Source organism: Microbacterium sp. AK009, assembly GCF_013410955.1.
Taxonomy (GTDB): Bacteria; Actinomycetota; Actinomycetes; order Actinomycetales; family Microbacteriaceae; genus Microbacterium.
In genome coordinates, this window is sequence record NZ_JACCCG010000003.1 from 264,217 (window position 1) to 284,629 (window position 20,413).

16 protein-coding genes are annotated in these 20,413 nt (G+C 70.1%); 9 read left to right on the plus strand and 7 right to left on the minus strand.

All coding sequences use genetic code 11. The annotated features are described in order from the left end of the window. Nucleotides 1–7: 7 nt before the first annotated feature. From HDC37_RS07880 to HDC37_RS07895, 4 genes are read right to left on the minus strand one after another with little or no spacing between them, the layout of a single operon-like run. Nucleotides 8–1,537: a carboxylesterase/lipase family protein gene (locus HDC37_RS07880; protein ID WP_179559863.1), complete on the minus strand. Its 1,530-nt coding sequence runs from the start codon at nt 1,535–1,537 to the stop codon at nt 8–10. Then, entirely contained in the window at nt 1,537–2,016 is a 480-nt protein-coding gene (locus HDC37_RS07885) for a MarR family transcriptional regulator (RefSeq protein WP_308472134.1), read from the minus strand. Before HDC37_RS07885 ends, HDC37_RS07880 begins: the two co-directional genes overlap by 1 nt. Then, entirely contained in the window at nt 2,009–3,616 is a 1,608-nt protein-coding gene (locus HDC37_RS07890) for an ABC transporter permease (protein ID WP_179559864.1), read from the minus strand. Before HDC37_RS07890 ends, HDC37_RS07885 begins: the two co-directional genes overlap by 8 nt. Beyond that, nucleotides 3,613–4,521, minus strand: a complete 909-nt coding sequence (locus tag HDC37_RS07895; protein WP_179559865.1) for an ABC transporter ATP-binding protein — start codon at nt 4,519–4,521, stop codon at nt 3,613–3,615. The genes HDC37_RS07890 and HDC37_RS07895 overlap by 4 nt, the downstream gene beginning before the upstream one ends. Nucleotides 4,522–4,669: 148 nt before the next feature. Between HDC37_RS07895 and HDC37_RS07900 the strand changes: the two genes are divergently transcribed. From HDC37_RS07900 to HDC37_RS07930, 7 genes are all read left to right on the plus strand, one after another. After that, entirely contained in the window at nt 4,670–5,314 is a 645-nt protein-coding gene (locus HDC37_RS07900) for a GntR family transcriptional regulator (protein ID WP_179559866.1), read from the plus strand. Beyond that, a complete protein-coding gene (locus HDC37_RS07905; RefSeq protein WP_179559867.1) occupies nt 5,311–6,837 on the plus strand; it encodes an MmgE/PrpD family protein in 1,527 nt (508 codons plus the stop codon). The genes HDC37_RS07900 and HDC37_RS07905 overlap by 4 nt, the downstream gene beginning before the upstream one ends. Then, nucleotides 6,837–7,736: a methylisocitrate lyase gene (prpB, locus tag HDC37_RS07910; protein WP_179559868.1), complete on the plus strand. Its 900-nt coding sequence runs from the start codon at nt 6,837–6,839 to the stop codon at nt 7,734–7,736. Before HDC37_RS07905 ends, prpB begins: the two co-directional genes overlap by 1 nt. An 8-nt stretch (nt 7,737–7,744) precedes the next feature. Next, entirely contained in the window at nt 7,745–8,929 is a 1,185-nt protein-coding gene (locus HDC37_RS07915; protein WP_179559869.1) for a bifunctional 2-methylcitrate synthase/citrate synthase, read from the plus strand. After that, nucleotides 8,926–9,387, plus strand: coding sequence for a hotdog fold thioesterase (locus HDC37_RS07920; RefSeq protein WP_308472135.1), 462 nt, complete (start codon nt 8,926–8,928; stop codon nt 9,385–9,387). The genes HDC37_RS07915 and HDC37_RS07920 overlap by 4 nt, the downstream gene beginning before the upstream one ends. Continuing rightward, nucleotides 9,384–10,556: an acetyl-CoA C-acyltransferase gene (locus HDC37_RS07925; RefSeq protein WP_179559870.1), complete on the plus strand. Its 1,173-nt coding sequence runs from the start codon at nt 9,384–9,386 to the stop codon at nt 10,554–10,556. The genes HDC37_RS07920 and HDC37_RS07925 overlap by 4 nt, the downstream gene beginning before the upstream one ends. Before the next feature lie 186 nt (nt 10,557–10,742). Continuing rightward, nucleotides 10,743–11,192, plus strand: coding sequence for an NUDIX domain-containing protein (locus HDC37_RS07930; protein ID WP_308472136.1), 450 nt, complete (start codon nt 10,743–10,745; stop codon nt 11,190–11,192). Here HDC37_RS07930 and HDC37_RS07935 read toward each other — a convergent pair. Further along, on the minus strand, nt 11,182–11,562 hold the full coding sequence (locus HDC37_RS07935) for a hypothetical protein (protein ID WP_179559872.1): 381 nt from the start codon (nt 11,560–11,562) through the stop codon (nt 11,182–11,184). The two genes, HDC37_RS07930 and HDC37_RS07935, sit on opposite strands and share 11 nt — an antisense overlap. 373 nt (nt 11,563–11,935) lie before the next feature. On the opposite strand from HDC37_RS07935, the gene HDC37_RS07940 reads away from it, so the two are divergent. Then, nucleotides 11,936–12,934: a DUF2332 domain-containing protein gene (locus tag HDC37_RS07940; protein WP_179559873.1), complete on the plus strand. Its 999-nt coding sequence runs from the start codon at nt 11,936–11,938 to the stop codon at nt 12,932–12,934. A gap of 142 nt (nt 12,935–13,076) precedes the next feature. On the opposite strand, the gene HDC37_RS07945 is transcribed toward HDC37_RS07940, so the two are convergent. Continuing rightward, entirely contained in the window at nt 13,077–13,295 is a 219-nt protein-coding gene (locus tag HDC37_RS07945; protein ID WP_179559874.1) for a hypothetical protein, read from the minus strand. Next, nucleotides 13,288–13,992, minus strand: coding sequence for a Pr6Pr family membrane protein (locus HDC37_RS07950; RefSeq protein WP_179559875.1), 705 nt, complete (start codon nt 13,990–13,992; stop codon nt 13,288–13,290). The genes HDC37_RS07945 and HDC37_RS07950 overlap by 8 nt, the downstream gene beginning before the upstream one ends. A 353-nt stretch (nt 13,993–14,345) precedes the next feature. On the opposite strand from HDC37_RS07950, the gene pulA reads away from it, so the two are divergent. Further along, nucleotides 14,346–20,366 carry a pullulanase-type alpha-1,6-glucosidase gene (gene pulA, locus HDC37_RS07955; protein WP_179559876.1) on the plus strand — a complete coding sequence of 2,007 codons (6,021 nt, stop codon included), beginning with the start codon at nt 14,346–14,348 and terminating at the stop codon, nt 20,364–20,366. Nucleotides 20,367–20,413 lie beyond the last annotated feature (47 nt).

A 20,413-nucleotide genomic window follows, 5' to 3' on the forward strand; every position in this document is an offset into this window, starting at 1 on the left:
CCGGCACTCAGGGGAAGGCCAGCACGGTGTCGCCCCAGCTCTCCCGCAGCTTCCGATCGAGGTCGGGCACGACCCGGTCGACGGTCTCGATGACGAGGGTCGCCCGCTCGGTGGTGTCGTAGGGCGGCCACGTCTCGGCGTCCGTGGCATCCGGACTCCCGCCCGCGGCGAACGCGACCCAGCGCTCGCGCATGCGTGCCCCGATCCGCTCGGCGTCGCGGCGCCCACCGAGGCGGAAGGTGATGTCGGGGGAGTTCACGCCGAAGGTGCCCCAGACGTACGCCAGCTCCGAGCCGTGGGTCGCGCCGATCCGCAGCAGCGTGAGCATCGGGGTGGCGTGGTCGAAGCGGTACAGCCAGGTCGCCGCGCGACGGCTGTGACCTTCGGCGACCCACAGCGTCGGCATGCGGAAGCCGATGTCGCGGGCGATCCCCATCCCGATGGCGTGGTGGCGCACGCCCTCGTAGGCGGCGTGCACTTCGGCGCGCGTCGGCACCTCGAGCTCGGGACGTTCGCGAGAGAGGTCGGCGATCATGCGGTCGATCGATGCGTCGTCCACGGGCAGGAGTGGCGATTTCATCATGCGGAACAGCGACGCCTCGTCGCGGTTCGTGCCGATGAGGAGCGGCACCGGGTGTCCGTCGCCGCGCGCCAGCACCGCAGCAGGGGCTTCGGGCACGAGATCGCCGTCGATGACCGGGGCAAAGGCGATCGTGCCCGGCTCAGCCGCCGGGATCGCGGCGAACACAGCCATCTGCGCGGCGACGATCGCCGATGGCTTCGCGGCACGGAGCCCCGCGACGTCGGAGACACCCAGCTCGGTGAGCAGGCGGTCGGTGATCCCCGCGGCGCGGTCGGCGTCGTAGACGCTCGATGCCGGCGACGACTCCGCGATCGCCCGCCAGAAGAGGCCCTTGGCTGCCGGGGTGGTGAGGAGGGTCGTGACGAGGCCCCCGCCGGCCGACTCACCGAACACCGTCACGCGGTCGGGGTCGCCACCGAACGCGGCGACGTTCTCCTGCACCCACCGGAGGGCCAGCAGGATGTCACCGAGCGCCGGGTTCGCGGTGAACCCCTCGCCCGGGAACACGCGCGTGAGGTCGAGGAATCCCAGGGCGCCGATCCGGTAGTTGATGGTCACCACGACCGCGCCGGCACGCGCCAGCGCGTCGCCGTCGTACATCGCCTGGCTGCTCGCCCCGAAGATGTAGGCGCCGCCGTGGAGCCACACCATCACCGGGGCCGGGCCGTCCTCCGCGGCATCCGGACTCCAGATGTTCAGCGTCAGGCAGTCCTCGTCGGTGGGGGTGTCGGCGGGAAGCTTGACCGCCGGGGTGTGCCCCTGCGGTGCGGCGGGCCCGAACGCCCGCGCGTCGACCGGCCCGGTCGCGGGCGGGGCCGCCTCGGAGGGTCGCCACCTGCTGTCTCCGGCGGTGGAGAGGGCATAGCGGATGCCGCGCCAGCGGCGCACCCCGCCGGCGAGGCCGTCACCGTGGAAGACGCCCGCCGGCGCGGTGGCGGTGGCGGTGTCTGTCATCAGCTCGGGCTCCTGCCGGTCGATTCCTGCCATTCCACGACGAGTTCCGGCATCCGCTTCTCGAGGTACCGGAGAAAACCGGCGATCTCCCGCGCGCGCTCGACGGATGCCGGCGCATCGGCGTTGTCGTCGGCGATCGCTTCGATGTCGTCGGCGAGCCGCCCGTACATGGGCGTCTGGGAGACGACCATCGAGCGCCAGCCGTCGTCGATGAGGTCGAACCGGGCGACGCGCTCGCCGGGTCGGGAGAGACGGTGCACCATGCGCATCGACTCGAGGTAGCGGACCGCGCCCGAGACCGCAGCGGGAGAGACCCCCAGGCGTGCGGCGAGATCGGCGGCGGAGTACCCCTCGTCGGGCGAGCCCACGAGCGCCATCATCACCCGGGCCGGCATCCTGGGCATACCCGCCGCCGCCAGCATCGCCGCGGCCCGCTCCGCGCGCTCGACGCCGGGGTGGGTCCTCTCCGGTTCAGCCACCCGTGGCAACCTCTCTGCGTCGCATGAGCATCAGAGACGACGCTACCCCGGCGACGGTGAGCACGATCAGCCAGGCGCTTCCGTTCCAGGCGATGCCGTCCGCGTCGGGCACGGGCGTCGCGGCGAACGGCGACAGCGACACGACGTCTTCGTCGAGGCCGAGGAGCGTGCCGAACAGTGCGAGCGATGCCGCGGCGATCACGAGCACCCACCCGAGGGTCGACGTCGCGCGGGGGAGCAGGGTGAAAACCAGCGCAGTCAGCACGGGGAAGACCGCCGCGCCGAGGATCTGTCCGGCCCCGGCGACCACCACGTCGCCGAGGATGGCGGGGTCGCCGCCGCGCGCGAAGACGGCCAGCGACGCGGCCGCCATCGCCGCCGCGACGATGACGACGATTCCCCCCAGCGCAGTCGTGAGGAAGGCGCCGAGCCACCCCACCCGCGCGACCGGGGTCGCCAACGTCTGCTCGGCCGTGCCGTGGGTTTCCTCCTGGCGTGCGCGCTGCACCGTCTGCACGCCGAAACACGCCGCCAGAGTGCCCACCATGACGAAGAAGGTGACGACGAGTCCCTGATCCATCGACCCCTGAGCGGCGAGTCGATCGAGCATCTCGGTGACGGCGGGGTTCTGGGTCGCGATCTCGTCGATGACGTCACCGAGCGACGTGGAAAGCGCTCCCACAACGGCAGAACCGACGACCCACGCGACCAGGGACCCGGCACTCACACGGACGGCGAGTCCGAACGGGCGGGAGAGCAGAGCGGATGCCGCGGCGCGGCCCGGGCGCGGAGCGATCACGCCCGCGCCCAGATCGCGGGTGGCTTGGAGCGCGGCGGCGACCGTCAGCAGTGCCGCGCTCACCCCGACAGCAAGGAGGATCGGGCCCGGAGCGTCGTCGGCGAAGGCGCGCACGTTCTCCGCCCAGGCGAAGGGCGATACCCAGGCCAGCCCCGAGCTCTCCATCCGCGTGAGGTCGTCCGACGGCGTGCCGAGGGCATTGCCGATCCCCGCGACGAGGAAGGCGCTGAGGATCACCCCGACCGAGAAGGAGTTGGCCGCGCGTGAGCTGCGGAACAGCTGCGCAGCGACGAGACCGACCCCGAGGAACACGGCCGCCGAGGCCGCAAGAGCACCGCCGAGCGCGATGCTGCCGCCGGCCTCGAGACCCGCCGCGATGAAGGCGACGGCGGTGGCGGTGCCCAGAAGCACGCAGGCGAGGATTCCGTGGACGACGGTCGCGACGAAGGGCGCTCGCCGACCCGCGGGGGTCGCAGACACCGCGTCGGCGCGGCCTGACTCCTCCTCCGCGCGCACGTGGCGCACCGCGAGGAAGCTCGCCATCAGTGCCCCGAGGAGCACGAGGAACGGGAGGATGGTGAAGACCAGGAATGCACCTTCGCTCGTCCCGAAGGGCAGTCCGCGGAAGAGGAGGATGGTGGGATTCGCCAGCGCGACGGCCAGGAGCGTCCGTCGTTCGGATTCGGCGGCGAAGGCTTCGTTGACACCCGCCGTGGCCGAGAAGCAGAGGGCTGCCGTCGCGAGGATCCACACCAGCAGCTGCACGCCGTCGCGTCGCAGACGCTGGGTGAGGAGGATCACGACGCCTCCACGGGTTGGTCGCCGTAGTGGCGCAGGAACAGCTCTTCCAGGCTCGGCGGCTCGATGCGCAGACCTTCGACGCCGAGCCGGGCCAATTCGGGAAGTGCAGCGGTCACCTGGTCGCTGTCGAGGGACAGTCGGATTCGACCACTCTCCACCTCGACGTCGTGTGCTCCGCGAATCGTGGGGACGGATCCGTCACCGGCGGTGAACGAGACCGAGGTGCGGGTGAGGTGGCGAAGCTCGGCGAGGGTGCCGGACTCCACGACCCGGCCGGCGCGGATGATCGAGACGTGATCGCAGACCTGCTCCACCTCGGGGAGGATGTGGCTGGAGAGCAGCACCGTTGCCCCGGCATCCTTGGCTCGCCGGAGCTCCTCGCGGAAGACCAGTTCCATCAGTGGGTCGAGGCCGCTGGTCGGCTCGTCGAAGATGTACAGGTCCGCAGGCACGGCGAAGGCGGCGATGAGCGCGACTTTCTGACGATTGCCCTTCGAGTAGGTGCGGCCCTTCCTGCGCGGGTCGAACTGGAATGCTTCGCACAGCCGCTCACGTTCCACCCGGTAGCGGCCGTCGTTCCGGCGTGCTCCGCGCAGTCGAGAGAGGAAGTCGATGGCCTCGCCGCCCGTGAGGTTCGGCCACACGCTGACATCGCCGGGAACATAAGCGATTCGGCGGTGCAGGCGCACCGCGTCGCGCCACGGGTCCTCGGCGAAGACCGTGGCCTCACCGGCGGTGCGGCGGGCGAGTCCGAGGAGGATGCGGATCGTGGTGGATTTCCCCGCCCCGTTCGGTCCGAGGAATCCGTGGACCTGGCCGCCCGACACCGTGAGATCGAGTCCGTCGAGCGCGGCGACGCGGCCGTAGCGCTTGACGAGTCCTCGAGTGCGGATGATCTCTGTCATGCCGCTGAAGCTACACATAATTCACGAATTTGTGAAGAGTGTCTTGAGTCGCGCGTTCTTGTATACCCAGAATGCGCGGGGGCGACGGTGACGAGCGGAAATGCGTACGATCTGTATACACTGGCGGTGGCCACGGGGAGGTGACGGTATGCGGGCGAGCGATCGGGCGTATGCCACCCTGCTCGACGAGATCCAGCAGGGGGTTCTCGCGCCCGGCGCGGTCCTCGGCGAGGTCGAGCAGTCCACCCGCCTCGGCGTCAGTCGCACACCCCTTCGGGAGGCGCTTGCGCGGCTGGCCGCCGACGGGCTCGTGGTGCAGCAGTCTCCGCGCGCGACGGTGGTCGCACCCATCGACTCCGACGACATCCGTGCGCTCTTCGAGGTGCGCCGCGCCCTCGAGGAGGCCGCGGCTCGCGCCGCCGCCCGCAGCGCCCACCGCCGCGGGTTCGCCGAGCTGGCGGAACGCTTCGCCGAGGTCGATGTCAGCAGTGACGCTGCCCGTGAGCAGTACTACGCCCTCATCGCGCGCTTCGATGCCGCCATCGACGCCGCGCACGGCAACGACTACCTCGCCGCCGCTCTCCGCACCGTTCGCACCCACCTGGTGCGGGTGCGTAGGCTCGCACGCGAGCACACCGGCCGCTTGGCGGCATCCGTCTCCGAACACCACCTGATCGCGCGGGCCATCGCTGACGGCGACGCCGACCTCGCCGCGCACGCGACACACGTCCATCTCCACCACGCGCTCTCGCACGTGATCACATCCCCCCGCACCCAGCAAGGAGCAGCATGACCGTCACGCACCACCTGCGCGTCCACCGCAGCGATGAGCACCTCGCCCGTGAGGGACAGCTCGCCTGGCACATCGCCGAGGTCGCGGCAGACCCGGTCGAGGTCGACGCGGACACGACCGACATGGTCATCAACCGCATCATCGACAACGCCGCGGTCGCGGCCGCCTCCCTCACCCGCGCGCCCGTGAGCGCCGCGCGCCAGCAGGCGCTCGATCACGCGGTGTCTGTGGGTGGCGACGGCGCGACGATCTTCGGGTGCGCGCTCGAGCGTCGCACGAGCCCCGAGTGGGCGGCGTGGGCGAACGGCGTCGCCGTGCGGGAACTCGACTACCACGACACCTTCCTCGCCGCCGACTACTCCCACCCGGGCGACAACATCCCTCCCATCCTCGCCGTCGCCCAGCACGTGGGTGCCGACGGGCGGGCGCTGCTGCGCGGCATCGCCACCGGGTACGAGATCCAGATCGACCTGGTGCGGGCGATCTGCCTGCACAAGCACAAGATCGACCACGTCGCCCACCTCGGCCCGTCGGCGGCCGCCGGGATCGGCACACTGCTCGACCTTCCCGTGGAGACGATCTACCAGGCCGTCGGCCAGGCTCTCCACACCACCACGGCCACGCGGCAGTCGCGAAAGGGCGAGATCTCGACCTGGAAGGCTCACGCGCCCGCGTTCGCCGGGAAGATGGCGGTCGAGGCCGTCGACCGGGCGATGCGGGGCGAGACCTCGCCCTCACCGATCTACGAGGGTGAGGACGGTGTGATCGCCTGGATGCTCGACGGCCCCGACGCGTCGTACGACGTGCCGCTGCCCGCCGCGGGCGAGCCGAAGCGCGCGATCCTCGACTCGTACACCAAGGAGCACTCGGCCGAGTACCAGGCGCAGGCCTGGATCGACCTGGCGCGCAAGCTCCACGGGGAGCACCCCGTGGCCACGGACCCGGCGAATGTGGCCTCGATCGTGCTCCACACCTCGCACCACACCCACTACGTGATCGGCTCGGGCGCGAACGACCCGCAGAAGTACGACCCCACCGCGTCGCGGGAGACCCTCGATCACTCCATTCCGTACATCTTCGCCGTCGCACTGCAGGACGGCGGGTGGCACCACGTGGACTCGTACACGCCCGAGCGGGCGGGGCGCGCTGACACGGTCGAGCTGTGGCAGAAGATCACCACGGCCGAGGATGCCGAATGGACCCGCCGGTACCACTCGGACGACCCGAACGAGAAGGCGTTCGGCGGGCGCGTGGTCATCACGCTCGCCGACGGCACGGTGATCGAGGACGAGATCGCCGTCGCGGACGCGCATCCGCTCGGGGCGCGCCCGTTCGTCCGCGAGGACTATGTGCGGAAGTTCCGGCTGCTCGCCGAGCCCGTGCTGACGCCCGAGGAGATCGAGCGCTTCCTCGACCTCGCGGAGCGTCTGCCCGAGCTGACCGCCGACGAGGTGCGGCAGCTGTCGATCGTCGCCAAGCCCGGGGTGCTGGCCGCCGCGCCGGCGCCGAAGGGCCTGTTCTGATGCTGTACTCCACCGTTCCCGCGCACGAGAAGCGGCGGGCGTTCCGCGAGCGCCTCGCCTCGGGTGAGCTGCTGCGGTTTCCCGGCGCCTTCAACCCACTGTCGGCGCGCCTCATCGAACGGAAGGGCTTCGAGGGCGTCTACATCTCGGGAGCGGTGCTCTCGGCCGACCTGGGGCTTCCCGACATCGGGCTCACCACCCTCCCCGAGGTGGCGGGACGCGGCCAGCAGATCGCCCGGATGACCGACCTGCCCGCGCTCATCGACGCCGACACCGGGTTCGGTGAGCCGATGAACGTCGCCCGCACCATGCAGACCCTCGAAGACGCCGGCATCGCCGGCATGCACATCGAGGACCAGATCAACCCGAAACGGTGCGGACACCTCGACGGCAAGTCGGTCGTCGACGAGGACACCGCGATCAAGCGGATCCGCGCAGCGGTGGATGCGCGCCGCGACCCGAACTTCCTCATCATGGCGCGCACCGACATCCGTGCCGTCGAGGGCCTCGATGCCGCCGTCGACCGCGCTCGCGCCCTCGTCGACGCCGGAGCCGACGCGATCTTCCCCGAGGCGATGCGGGACCTGTCGGAGTTCGAAGCGGTGCGGCGGGCGATCGACGTGCCGATCCTGGCGAACATGACCGAGTTCGGCAAGAGCGACCTCTTCTCGGTGTCGCAGCTGCGGGACGTCGGTGTCAACATCGTCATCTGGCCGGTGTCTCTGCTGCGGATCGCGATGGGGGCGGCCTCGCGCGCCCTCGATACGCTCGTCGACAAGGGGCACCTCACCTCGAAGCTGGGCGAGATGCAGCACCGAGCCGACCTCTACGACCTCATCGACTACGAGCAGTACGCCCATTTCGACCAGGACATCTTCACCTTCCAGATCGACCGATAGGAGATCGCGTGACCGACATCAAGAAGGGCCTCGCCGGCGTCGTCGTGGACTACACGGCGGTCTCGAAGGTCAACCCCGAGACCAACTCGCTGCTGTACCGCGGGTATCCGGTGCAGGAGCTCGCTGCGACCCAGCCGTTCGAGGCGGTCGCGTACCTGCTCTGGCACGGTGAGCTGCCGAGCGACGTGGAGCTGGCGAAGCTGCGCGCCACGGAGCGCTCGTATCGCGTGCTTCCCGCCGACGTGCGGGCCGCGATCGACCTGGTTCCCCGGGATGCGCACCCGATGGACGAGGTGCGGACCGCTCTCAGTCTGATCGGTGCGCGAGACCTCGCCGGTACGGGCTCGGTTCTCGACGCGAGCGGTTCTGCCGAGGAGAATCTCGCCCGCAGCATCCGTCTCTTCTCGGTCCTGCCGGCGATCGTCGCCTACGGCCAGCGGCGCCGGCGAGGGCAGCAGCCCGTCGCGCCGCGGGACGACCTCGACTATGCGGCGAACTTCCTCTGGATGACCTTCGGTGAGGAGGCCGATTCGGTCGTCGTCGACGCGTTCAACCGGTCGATGATCCTCTACGCGGAGCACTCGTTCAACGCCTCGACGTTCACCGCGCGCGTGATCGCGTCGACGCTCAGCGACCTGTACTCGGCGGTGGTCGGCGCCGTGGGAGCACTCAAGGGGCCCCTGCACGGCGGGGCGAACGAGGCCGTGCTGCACATCTTCGACGAGATCGGCTCGGCCGACAACGTCGTGCCGTGGCTGGACGCCGCGCTCGCCGAGAAGCGCAAGATCATGGGCTTCGGGCACCGCGTGTACAAGCGCGGCGACTCGCGGGTGCCGACGATGAAGGCGGCGCTCGACACCCTCGTCGCGCACTACGATCGGCCCGATGTGCTCGCGCTGTACGAGACGCTCGAATCGGAGTTCGTCTCGCGGAAGGGCATCTACCCGAACCTCGACTACCCGTCCGGCCCGGCGTACAACCTCATGGGCTTCGACACGCTCACCTTCACGCCCCTGTTCGTCGCCGCGCGGATCGTGGGGTGGTCGGCGCACGTCATCGAGCAGCTGGGCGCCAACGCGCTCATCCGCCCGCTGTCGGAGTACAACGGCCCCGATGAGCGGCACGTCGAGGGGTACGTGCCCGACGAGGCCGTCCTCGCTGTCGCCGACCGCCCGGAGGAGTCGGCCGGGTGAGCGTCTGGTTCGGTAATGCGACCGCCGTCGAGCTCGATGCGATGGCGCCCGGCACGATGATCGAGAACCTCGGAATCGAGATCGTCGAGGTGCGGGATGACGCACTCGTCGGGCGGATGCCGGTGGATCACCGCACGACTCAGCCGGCCGGGGTGCTGCACGGCGGCGCGTCGGTCGCCCTAGCCGAGACGCTGGCGTCGTGGGCGGGGTACCTCGCCGTCGACCGCGAGAAGTTCCACGTGGTGGGGCAGGAGATCAACGCCAATCATCTGCGTCCGGTGTCGTCAGGGTGGGTCACCGCCACCGCGTCGCCGGTGCACCTCGGGCGCCGCGCGCAGGTGTGGGAGATCCGGATCGTGGATGATGCCGACCGGCTCGTCTGCATCAGTCGGTGCACCCTCGCGGTGATCGAGCAGCGGAGCTCGTATTCCACCCCCGACCGGAGGCTGGCGCTATGACCTCGGCCGTCATCGTCGATGCGGTGCGGACGGTCGCGGGGCGAGGCAAGCCGGGGGGTGCGCTGTCGGAGGTGCATCCGGTGGATCTGGCCGCCGGGATGCTGCGGAGCCTCCTCGAGCGGAACGGGCTGCCGTCGACGCAGGTCGACGATGTCATCCTCGGGTGCGTGAGCCAGATCGGCGATCAGGCGATGAACATCGCCCGTCAGGCGGTGCTCGCGGCGGGGTTCGATGAGGCGGTGCCTGCGACGACGATCGACCGGCAGTGCGGATCGAGCCAGCAGGCGGCGCACTTCGCGGCGCAGGGCGTGATCGCCGGGGCGTACGACATCGTCATCGCCGGGGGAGTGGAATCGATGAGCCGTGTTCCGCTCGGCTCGTCGCGGCAGGGCGGGTCCGTGGCATCCGGTCTGCGCGCCCGGTATCCCGAGGGCCTCGTGAACCAGGGGGTTTCGGCGGAGCTGATCGCTTCGCGGTGGGGGCTGTCGCGGGAAGCGTTGGACGCCTTCGCCGCCGAGTCGCACCGGCGCGCTGCGGAGGCCTGGGCGGACGGCCGGTTCGCATCGCAGGTGATCCCGGTTGCGGGCGTCGACGTGTCGGCCGATGAGACGGTACGGGCGGGGACGACGACCGAGAAGCTCGCGGGGCTCGCCCCGGTGTTCCGCACCGACGAACTGGCGGAGCGCTTCCCGGAACTGGCGTGGCAGATCACCGCGGGCAACTCCTCGCCGCTGACCGACGCGGCCTCGGCGGTGCTCATCATGAGCGAGGAGCGGGCGCGTGCGCTCGGTCTGACGCCGCGGGCACGATTCCACTCGTTCGCGGTGGTCGGCGACGATCCCCTGATGATGCTGACCGGCCCGATTCCGGCGACGCGGCGGATTCTCGAGCGCAGCGGACTGTCGATAGACGACCTGGACGCGTACGAGGTGAACGAGGCGTTCGCGTCGGTGCCGCTGGCGTGGCTGACCGAGGTCCGCGCCGACCCGGCGAAGCTGAATCCGTGGGGTGGCGCGATCGCTCTCGGCCACGCGGTCGGCGCGTCGGGCACGCGGCTGCTGGGAACGTTGCTGGCGTATCTGGAGGCAACCGGTGGCCGGTACGGGCTGCAGACGATGTGCGAGGGCGGCGGCATGGCGAACGCGACGATCATCGAGCGGCTCGGCTGAGCCGCGGCGCGCGCCGGCCGGTCGTTCAGCGAGGAGCGCAGCGACGAGACGAAACGCGGTGGGGGTGTCGTTTCGTCTCGCTCCGCTCGCTCAACGACCGGGATGAGCGACTACCCGAAACGCGCCCTTCGGGTGACGCGCGCTCAGGCCAGCCCGTTCGGAGACGGAGCCTGCGAGCATGGTCGCGTGGGGGCATCCGAATACATCCGATCCCTTCGTGCCCGGATCGGTCACGATCTGCTCCTCCTTCCCGGGGTCACGGCCGTCATCCGAGACGGTGACCGGATGCTGCTGGCCCGGCACGCCCACTCGGGAACGTGGAGCCTCGTCGGCGGGGCGGTCGAACCCGGCGAGGAACCTCTCGAGGCCGTCATGAGGGAGGTGCGCGAAGAGCTCGACGCCGAGATCGACGTGACGGGCATTGTCGGCGTGTACGGCGGTGAGCCTCTGATGGTCACCTATCCGAACGGCGACCGCGTCGGCTACGTCACGACCGCGTACGAGTGCGTGCTGCGGACGCCGCCCACACCGGACGGCGTCGAGCTGGTCGAGATCGGATGGTTCGCGCGACGCGACATCGCTTCCCTCGACCGTCGGGGCTGGATCGACCGGGTGATCGCCGACGTCAGGGGTTGAGGAGGTCGGTCTCGGCGATCAGGTCGAGGCGAGTGAGAAGAAGATCGCCCGAGCTCTCGATGGCGCCGAAGGCGTGCGCGGCGACGACCATCGCGATGAGCGACACCGCGAGAACGGCCGGCAGGGCGTAGCGACGACGGATCGTCAGGCCGACCATGACGACCGCTGTCAGGATCGCGATCGTCTGCCCCGCGACGGTCGCCGCGTGCATGCGGAACGCCGAGTCGACGGTCAGCGCACCGTAGCCGTTGAAGATCGCCGAGATCGCGAACGGGATGACGAGAATGCCGACGACGAAGATGATTGCGCGGCTGACGGGGCGCCGCGGCGCCGCGATGGCGGCCGGCTCGACCGTCGACTGCTGCGTCATGGTGCGACCTTAGCCTCCGGGCCTCCGTGGGGCCAGGCTCGGGTCCTGGCGGTGGACGGCGAAGCCGTCGCCCGGCGGATCGTGCGAGCCGCCTGCATAACTCCTCTTCACCGCGCAGATCGCGCGCCGGAAGGGCGTTTCTCGGCGATCGAACGCGGAATCTGAGGAGTTGTGCCGGCGCTGTCGTCCCGAACTCCTGCAGATTGGGCGCGGAACCGGGAGATTCGGGGCCGCGGCGATCAACGGGGCGTGAGTTGCAGGAGTTCGGGACGCCGTCCGCGCTCGGGAGGCGGCTCAGTCCCGTGGCGGGGTCGATCGCGGCGTCGCGCCAGCCCCGTACGGGCGTGTCATCGACGCTTGGTAGCGTTCCCGCATGCGCGACTCCGACCTCGACCGCATCGCCGTCGGCTACCGGCGGTTCGCCGACCTCGAAGCCCGCGGCACCTCGGCGATCTACGAGGCCTGGGCGCGGGCGATCGCGGTTGACCCCGAGATCCTCGCGCTCCTCGCGGAACTGCCGCGGCGAAAGCAGCAGCCGCACCTCATCTTCGCGTGCGCGCGCCTGCTCGGCGCGCCGGTCGGCCCATTCCCGCCGATCCGAGAATGGATGCTCGCCCACTGGCCGGAGCTCCGCGCGGAGGCGCTCGTGCGCGCGACGCAGACGAACGAGGCGGGGCGGTGCGCTGTGCTTCTTCCCGTGCTCTCGCGGTTGCCTGGTCCCCTCGCCCTCATCGAGGCCGGCGCGTCGGCGGGGCTCACCCTCTACCCCGACCGGTACAGCTATCGCTATGACGTCGGCGGCCACGTCCGCGCACTGGATCCCGCCGGTGGGATGAGCAGCGCCATCCTCGAATGCACGATTGATGAGGCGAGCGTTCCCGAGAGGCTCCCCGAGGTCGTCTGGCGGGCGGGGATCGACCTCAACCCGCTCGATATCACCGACCCCGCCGCCCTCACCTGGCTCGAGACGCTCATCTGGCCCGAGCACGAACACCGTCGCCGGCGCCTGGATGCCGCAGCGGCGATCGCCGCGGCCGACCCGCCTCGGCTCGAGCAGGGCGACATCCTCGATCGTGTTCCCGATCTCGTCGCCCGCGCCCCGCGCGGCGCCCGGGTGGTCGTCTATCACAGCTCGGTCGTGATGTATCTCGATGCCGAGCGCCGTGCCGCGTTCGCCGACCTCATGCGCGGCCTCGACGACGTCACCTGGGTGAGCAACGAGGGGTCGGACGTCTTCACCGAGATCACCATGAAGGCGGGGGTGGATGCCGGTGGGCGCAACATCCTCGCGGTGAACGGCGATCCGATCGCCCTCGCGGGCACGCACGGGCAGAGCTACCAGGCGATCCCTGGCGCCCCACTCGGGGTCTGACCCCGCCGCTCCTTCGGAGAATCGCGCTCACGCGGATCATCGGAGCGCGATCATCCGCGGGGAGGCGGAAAACCGCGGGTTCGCGCGGGCGCGCGAGCGCGCAGCGGAACAAGCGTCGCGAGCGCGGCGACCACGGCGCGGCTCAGTCCCGCAGGTAGCCCGTGGTGGGGTCGATCTCGCCCAGGAACGCCGCAATGTGATCGCGCGCCTCCTCCTCGGCGAGCGCGGCGCCGTCGGTTCGGCCGATGGCGAAGCCGTACCCGGCGTGGGGGCCACTGAGCCATGCGAACTGATTCGCGCCGTCACGCAGGCTCCACTCGAAGGTTTCGCCTCGGACGATCAGAATACGGCCCTCACGCACGGCGCTCCGGCGTCCGCCCGCGCACCAGCGACGGCAGGCGGTGATCGATCAGGGTGAGGATGATCGCCAGTACGATGCCGATCGCGAGCACGACCAGCGAGTTGAGGATCGACGCCGTGAGCCCGATCTCCGTGACGTCCAGGAACGGGTACGGATACCAGCCGGTCACCGCGCCGTGGATGAAGGTGTACACCAGCCACAGCACCGGCCAGATGAAGGCCAGGAGCGTCGTCAACCACGAGATCCGCGGCCGCGGCCCGAAGATCAGCCAACCGATGAGCGTCGCCCACGGCGCGATGTAGTGGAACCCGATCGTCGCGACGAGGGCCCACCCCTGCGGATCGACGAGCCGGGCGAGGACGGTCTCGTAGACGAGCCCGGTGATGACGATGCCGAGGAGCGCGTCCATCCGGAGAACCCGCCAGATCTTGCCGTCGCGGTGGACGTTCAGCATCAGGGCGATCGACGTTCCGAGCACGAACAGGTTGCTCTGGATCGTGAAGAAGCTGAACAGCCGGACCAGGCGTGTGCCGATCGGCCCGGTCGCGTTCGACCCGGAGTTGGCATCCTGGCCCCCGGTGAGGATCAACACGATCTGGATCACCAGCGCGATCGCCACGACCACCGCGATCGCGCCGTACCAGGCCCGCGCGACCCGGACCTTCGTGCTCTGCGCCTGCTCCACCGTCACGGCCACGTCGTCCCCATTCCCGGAGCCATCCCCAGCCCCGGGTCAGCGTAGCGGCGCAGGCGCGCGCGAGGTGGGAGGCGGGGACGCGTCGTGCGGAGCGGCCGGTGCGGGCGTTTCGTCTCGCTTCGCTCACTCAACGACCGGGTGGTGGGGGGCGTCGTTTCGTTTCGCTTCGCTCGACGACCGACCCCGCTGTAAGCGATTGCGGGGATGCGGCAACAAACACAGAGCTACGCGCCGAGATCCTCAACGTTAAGGGATTCTCATGATGTAAGCGCTTGCAAACAGAGCGCTTTCCCAGGTACGGTCACCCGGAGTCCCCCATCCGCACGTCGCCGTGCCGCCCCCTCAGGAGCCCCGTGTCGAAGCCGACCTCCTCCCGTGTCCGCCGCGTTCTGGCTGCCGTCACCGGCGCCGCGCTCGTCCTCACCGGGAGCGTCGCCCTCACGCCTGCGGCGACAGCCGCGACTCCGCCTGACGACGCGCGCACCGTCGCGCTCGTCGGCTCGCTCCAGTCCGAGCTCGGCTGCTCCGACGACTGGCAGCCCGACTGCGCCGCCACGGAGCTGACCCTCACTGACACCGAGGGCGTGTACTCGGCCGAGTTCGAGGTGCCCGCCGGCACCTACGAGTACAAGGTCGCGCTGAACGACGCGTGGGATGAGGCGTACGGCCTCGACGGCGGCGCCGACAACATCCCGCTCACCGTCGCCGGCCCGACGACCCTGCGCTTCACCTTCGACGACACGATCGACCGGGTGGGCCTCGAAGCACTCAGCCTCCGCAGCGCCTACGAAGACGCGGATGACGCGCTCGTCGCGCCTCCCGTGCGCCAGCCCGGCAGCGACGAGCAGTTCTACTTCGTCATGACCGACCGGTTCGCCAACGGCGACCCGTCGAACGACACCGGCGGCTTCGAAGGCGATCGCCTCGCGACCGGGTTCGACCCGACCGACAAGGGCTTCTTCCACGGCGGCGACATCGCGGGGCTCCGCTCGAAGCTCGACTACATCGAAGGCCTCGGCACCAGCGCGATCTGGCTGACCCCGAGCTTCGCCAACCGCCCGGTGCAGGGCGAGGGTGAGAACGCCAGCGCCGGCTACCACGGCTACTGGGTCACCGACTTCACCCGCATCGACCCGCACCTCGGCACGAACGAAGAGCTCGAGGCGCTCATCGCCGAGGCCCACGACCGCGGCATCAAGGTCTACTTCGACATCATCACCAACCACACCGCCGACGTCATCTCGTACGAGGAGGGCCAGTACTCCTACATCGATCAGGCGACCTCGCCGTACCTCGATGCGGCCGGCAACGCCTTCGACCCGGCCGACTTCGCCGGCGGCGACACCTTCCCCGAGCTCGACCCCGCGACATCCTTCCCCTACACCCCGGTCATCGCGGAGGCGGATCAGGACGTGAAGATCCCGGCGTGGCTGAACGACCCGACGCTGTACCACAACCGCGGTGACTCGACCTGGTCGGGTGAGTCGGTCACCTACGGCGACTTCTCGGGCCTGGACGACCTCATGACCGAGCACCCCACGGTCGTGAACGGCTTCGTGCAGGTGTACCAGGACTGGATCGACCTCGGCATCGACGGCTTCCGCATCGACACCGCCAAGCACGTCAACTTCGAGTTCTGGGAGACCTGGTCGACCGAGGTGCTCGACTACGCCCACGCGCAGGGCAAGCCCGACTTCTTCATGTTCGGCGAGGTCTACGACGCCGACCCGGTGAAACTGTCGCCGTACGTGCGTGACACCGACATGAACAGCGTTCTCGACTTCGCCTTCCAGTCGTCGGCGATCAGCTTCGCCGCGGGCAACAGCGCCAAGGGCCTGCAGAGCCTCTATGCCGGCGACGACCGCTACACGACACCCGACAGCTCGGCGACCGCGCTTCCCACCTTCCTCGGCAACCACGACATGGGCCGGGTGGGCTACTTCCTGAAGAACACGGATGACGCGCTGGCGCGCGACCTCCTCGCCCACGAGCTGATGTTCTTCGGGCGCGGCCAGCCGGTGGTCTACTACGGCGACGAGCAGGGTTTCGCCGGCGCCGACCCCGGCAACGACAAGAGCGCCCGTCAGAGCCTGTTCGCCAGCCAGGTCGCCGAGTACCAGGAGCAGGCGCTCCTCACCGGCGAGACCGCCGGCGCCGTCGATCGCTTCGCCACCGACGGCCCCGTGTACACCCACATCGCCGCGCTGTCGCAGCTGCGCGCGGAGCACCCCGCGCTCGCCACCGGCGCTCAGATCGAGCGCTACGCCGACAACGGCGCCGGTGTCTACGCCTTCTCGCGCGTCGACCGCGGCGACAAGACCGAGTACCTCGTGGCGCTGAACAACACCGCGGCCGACAAGACCGTCGAGCTCGCGACCCTGACCGCCGGCGCGACGTTCGCGCCGATCTACGGCACTGACCAGGGTCTGGAGACGGATGCCGCTGCCGCGACGTCGGTCACCGTGCCGGCGCTCTCGGCTGTGGTCTACCGGGCCGATGCGACCGTCACCGCGCCCGAGGCCGCGCAGGAGATCTCGGTGTCGGCCCCGGCGCCGGGTGCGGCGCTGTCGGGTCAGGTGGCCATCGGAGCGGATGTCGCCGACGCGACCTGGCAGGAGACGAGCTTCGCCTGGCGCGTGGTGGGCTCGGACGAATGGACGGCGCTCGGCACGGCCGAGGACACCGACCCCCGCGTCTTCCACGACATCCGCGGCCTCGACAACGGCACGCTGCTGGAGTACCGCGCGGTCAGCGTCGATGCGGCAGGACAGCGGTCGGCGGCCTCGACCTACGCCTCGGTCGGCAACGCCGTGACGCTCGAGGTTCCCGAGGTGCCGGAGTCGCCGATCGACATGGTGACCGTTCCCGGGAGCCTCAACTCCGAGATGGGCTGCGCCGGCGACTGGGCGCCCGGCTGCGAGGCCGCCAAGCTGACCCTCGGCGCCGACGGCATCTGGACCGGCACGTTCGACATCCCCGCAGGTGACTACGAGTACAAGGCAGCCATCAACGGGTCGTGGGATGTCAACTACGGCGCGAACGGCGTCCTCGACGGACCCAACATCGCCATCACCCACGCGGGCGGCCCGATCACGTTCTACTTCGACCCGCGCTCGAACATCGTGCAGTCCACCGCCGAGGGCCCCATCGTGACCGTCCCCGGCTCGATGCAGGAAGAGCTCGGCTGCGCCGGCGACTGGGCGCCGGATTGCCTCGCGACCCTCATGGCCGACGGCGACCGCGACGGCGTGTACGAATTCACCACCGATCAGATCCCCGCCGGAGCCTACGAGGCCAAGGTCGCTCACGGCCTGAGCTGGGACGAGAACTACGGCGTCGGGGGCACGCCCGGCGGCGGCAACTACAGCTTCAGCGCCGCGGACGGCGAACTCATCGTCTTCCGCTACACCCTCGACACCCACGTGCTGGAGATCGAGGTGACGAACCCGCCGCTAGCGGGCACCGGTGAGCTCCGGGCGCACTGGATCGACGAGAACACCCTCGCCTGGCCGCGCGACCTCGGCGCTGACCCCGCGGACGCCACCTGGCAGCTGCACGCCTCCCCCGCGGCATCCCTCGCTCTCGAAGACGACGAGGTCGTCGGCGGCGACGCGTTCGATCTGACCGTCATCGACGGCGGACTGACCGAGGGTCAGCGAGCGGCTTTCCCCGCTCTTGCCGACTTCGTCGCGCTCGAGGTGTCGGATGCCGACGCCGGAGCGCTGCTGCAGGGGCAGCTGATGGTGTCGCAGCGCGGAGCCGACGGTGCCGTCAGTGCCTTCACCGGGGTGCAGATCCCGGGCGTCCTCGATGACCTCTACGCCGGCACGGTGGCCGACCTCGACCTCGGCGTGAGCTTCGACGGCGACGTGCCGACCTTCCGACTGTGGGCGCCGACGGCTCAGTCCGCGACGCTGCTGACCTGGGAGGCCGGCGGCGACCCGGCGGACGCCGAGCGTCACGAGGCCGAGTGGGACGCGGCATCCGGAGTCTGGACCGTCGAGGACGGCAGCGCGCTGTCCGGTGCCGAGTACCTCTGGGAGGTCGTCGTCTACGCGCCCTCGACCGGCGCGATCGAGACCAACCGGGTCACCGACCCGTACGCGGTCGCCTTGACTCTCAACTCGACCGCGTCGGTCGCGGTAGACCTCGCCGACGGTCAGTGGCGCCCCGAGGCGTGGGAGCAGACCCCGGCGCCGCTCGTCGACCGCCCGGTCGACCGTGCGATCTACGAGCTGCACGTGCGTGACTTCTCGATCGGCGACACGTCGGTCCCCGAGGAGGAGCGCGGCACCTACCGCGCGTTCACGCGCGACAGCGCGGGCACCGCGCAGCTGCGTGAGCTCGCCGACGCCGGCATCAACACCGTGCACCTGCTCCCGACCTTCGACATCGCCACGATCGAGGAGGACCGCGCGAAGCAGGCGCAGCCCGACTGCGACCTGGCCTCGTACGGACCCGCTGACACCGCTCAGCAGGCCTGCATCGAGGCGATCGCCGACGCTGACGGCTTCAACTGGGGCTACGACCCGTACCACTTCTCCACCCCGGAGGGCTCGTACGCCGTCGACGCCGAGGGCGGGGCGCGAGTGCACGAATTCCGCGAGATGGTCGGGGCGCTGCACGGCATGGGCCTGCAGGTCGTGCTCGACCAGGTGTTCAACCACACCGCCCAGTCGGGGCAGGGGGAGAAGTCGGTGCTCGACAAGGTGGTGCCCGGCTACTACCACCGTTTGAACCTCGCCGGCGCGGTGGAGACCTCCACCTGCTGCCAGAACGTCGCGACCGAGCACGAGCTCGCCGAGAAGCTGATGGTCGACTCGGTGGTGCTGTGGGCGAAGGAGTACAAGGTCGACGGGTTCCGCTTCGACCTCATGGGCCACCACTCCAAGGCGAACATGCTCGCCGTGCGCGCCGCGCTCGATGAGCTGACCCTCGAGGAGGACGGCGTCGACGGTTCGGCGATCTACCTCTACGGCGAAGGCTGGAACTTCGGCGAGGTGGCGAACAACGCCCTGTTCGAGCAGGCCACGCAGGGCCAGCTCGGCGGCACCGGTATCGGCACCTTCAGCGACCGACTCCGCGACGCCGTGCACGGCGGCAGCCCGGTCGCGGGCGAGACCGTGCAGCAGCAGGGCTTCGGCACCGGTCTCGGCACCGACCCCAACGGGGTGCCGATCAACGGCACGCCGGAGGAGGCGCTCGCTGACCTCGGGCTGCAGACCGACCTGGTGAAGCTCGGTCTCGCCGGCAACCTCCGCGACTTCACGCTCACCGATCACACCGGTGCCGTGAAGGCCGGTGACGAGCTCGACTACCGCGGGTCGCCCGCCGGCTACGCCGAGCAGCCCGATGAGATCATCACCTACGTCGACGCGCACGACAACGAGACGCTGTACGACCTGTCGGTGCTGAAGCTTCCGGCCGACACCGCCATGGCCGACCGCGTGCGCATGAACACCCTGTCGCTGGCGACCACAGCGTTCGCGCAGACGCCGTCGTTCTGGCACGCCGGCACTGAGCTGCTGCGCTCGAAGTCGCTCGATCGCAACAGCTACAACTCCGGTGACTGGTTCAACCGCATCGACTGGACGGGGCAGGAGTCGACCTTCGGCTCGGGCCTCCCGCGCGCGGCCGACAACGAGGACAAGTGGGCGATCATGACGCCGCTGCTCTCCGACCCGGCGCTGAAGCCCGCCGCTTCGGACATCGCCGCGGCCGAGGCATCCGCTCTGGATCTGCTGCGGACGCGCGAGGATGTCGATCTGCTCCGCCTCGGTTCGGCTGAGCTCATCCAGGAGAAGGTGTCGTTCCCCGGCAGCGGACCCGAGGCGCCGGCGGGGCTGCTGGTGATGCTCATCGACGACCTTCTCGGCGAGGATGTCGACCCCGAGCTGAGCGGTGCGCTGGTCGTCTTCAACGCCTCGCCCGGGGCGCTCTCGCAGACCCTGCCCGAGCTCGAGGGGCGGGAGTTCGCCCTGGCGCCGACACTCGCGGACGGCACCGACGAGGTCGTCAAGGGCACGAGCTGGGATGCCGCGACCGCGGCCTTGACGGTGCCGGCGCGCTCGGTGGCGGTGCTGGTCGCGGGTCAGGCGGACGACGGATCGGGTGAGGAGCCTGGCCCCGGTGACGGTTCGGGCGAGGAGCCCGGTCCCGGTGACGGATCGGGCGAGCCTGGCCCGGGTGACGGCTCCGGCGATGGATCGGATGACGGCGGCGCGGCGAGCGGCGGCGAGTCGGCCACCCCGGGTGTGCTGGGGGTGACCGGTTCGGAGCTGCCGTTCGGTCTCGCCATCGCCGCGGTGCTGCTCCTCCTCGGCGGAGCGCTCATGGTGCTCCTCCGTCGTCGAGCGGCCGCTCGGAACAGCTGACCGCGTCGCGGCCTTCACATGTCGGGGGTGTGCGGCTTCTCACCCGG

Excerpts from the sequence above, each read along its gene's own strand:
- HDC37_RS07880 (WP_179559863.1), bottom strand. The coding sequence starts at position 1,537 with ATGACAGACACCGCCACCGCCACCGCGCCGGCGGGCGTCTTCCACGGT.
- HDC37_RS07895 (WP_179559865.1), bottom strand. The coding sequence starts at position 4,521 with ATGACAGAGATCATCCGCACTCGAGGACTCGTCAAGCGCTACGGCCGC.
- HDC37_RS07900 (WP_179559866.1), top strand. The coding sequence starts at position 4,670 with ATGCGGGCGAGCGATCGGGCGTATGCCACCCTGCTCGACGAGATCCAG.
- HDC37_RS07905 (WP_179559867.1), top strand. The coding sequence starts at position 5,311 with ATGACCGTCACGCACCACCTGCGCGTCCACCGCAGCGATGAGCACCTC.
- prpB (WP_179559868.1), top strand. The coding sequence starts at position 6,837 with ATGCTGTACTCCACCGTTCCCGCGCACGAGAAGCGGCGGGCGTTCCGC.
- HDC37_RS07925 (WP_179559870.1), top strand. The coding sequence starts at position 9,384 with ATGACCTCGGCCGTCATCGTCGATGCGGTGCGGACGGTCGCGGGGCGA.
- HDC37_RS07935 (WP_179559872.1), bottom strand. The coding sequence starts at position 11,562 with ATGACGCAGCAGTCGACGGTCGAGCCGGCCGCCATCGCGGCGCCGCGG.
- HDC37_RS07940 (WP_179559873.1), top strand. The coding sequence starts at position 11,936 with ATGCGCGACTCCGACCTCGACCGCATCGCCGTCGGCTACCGGCGGTTC.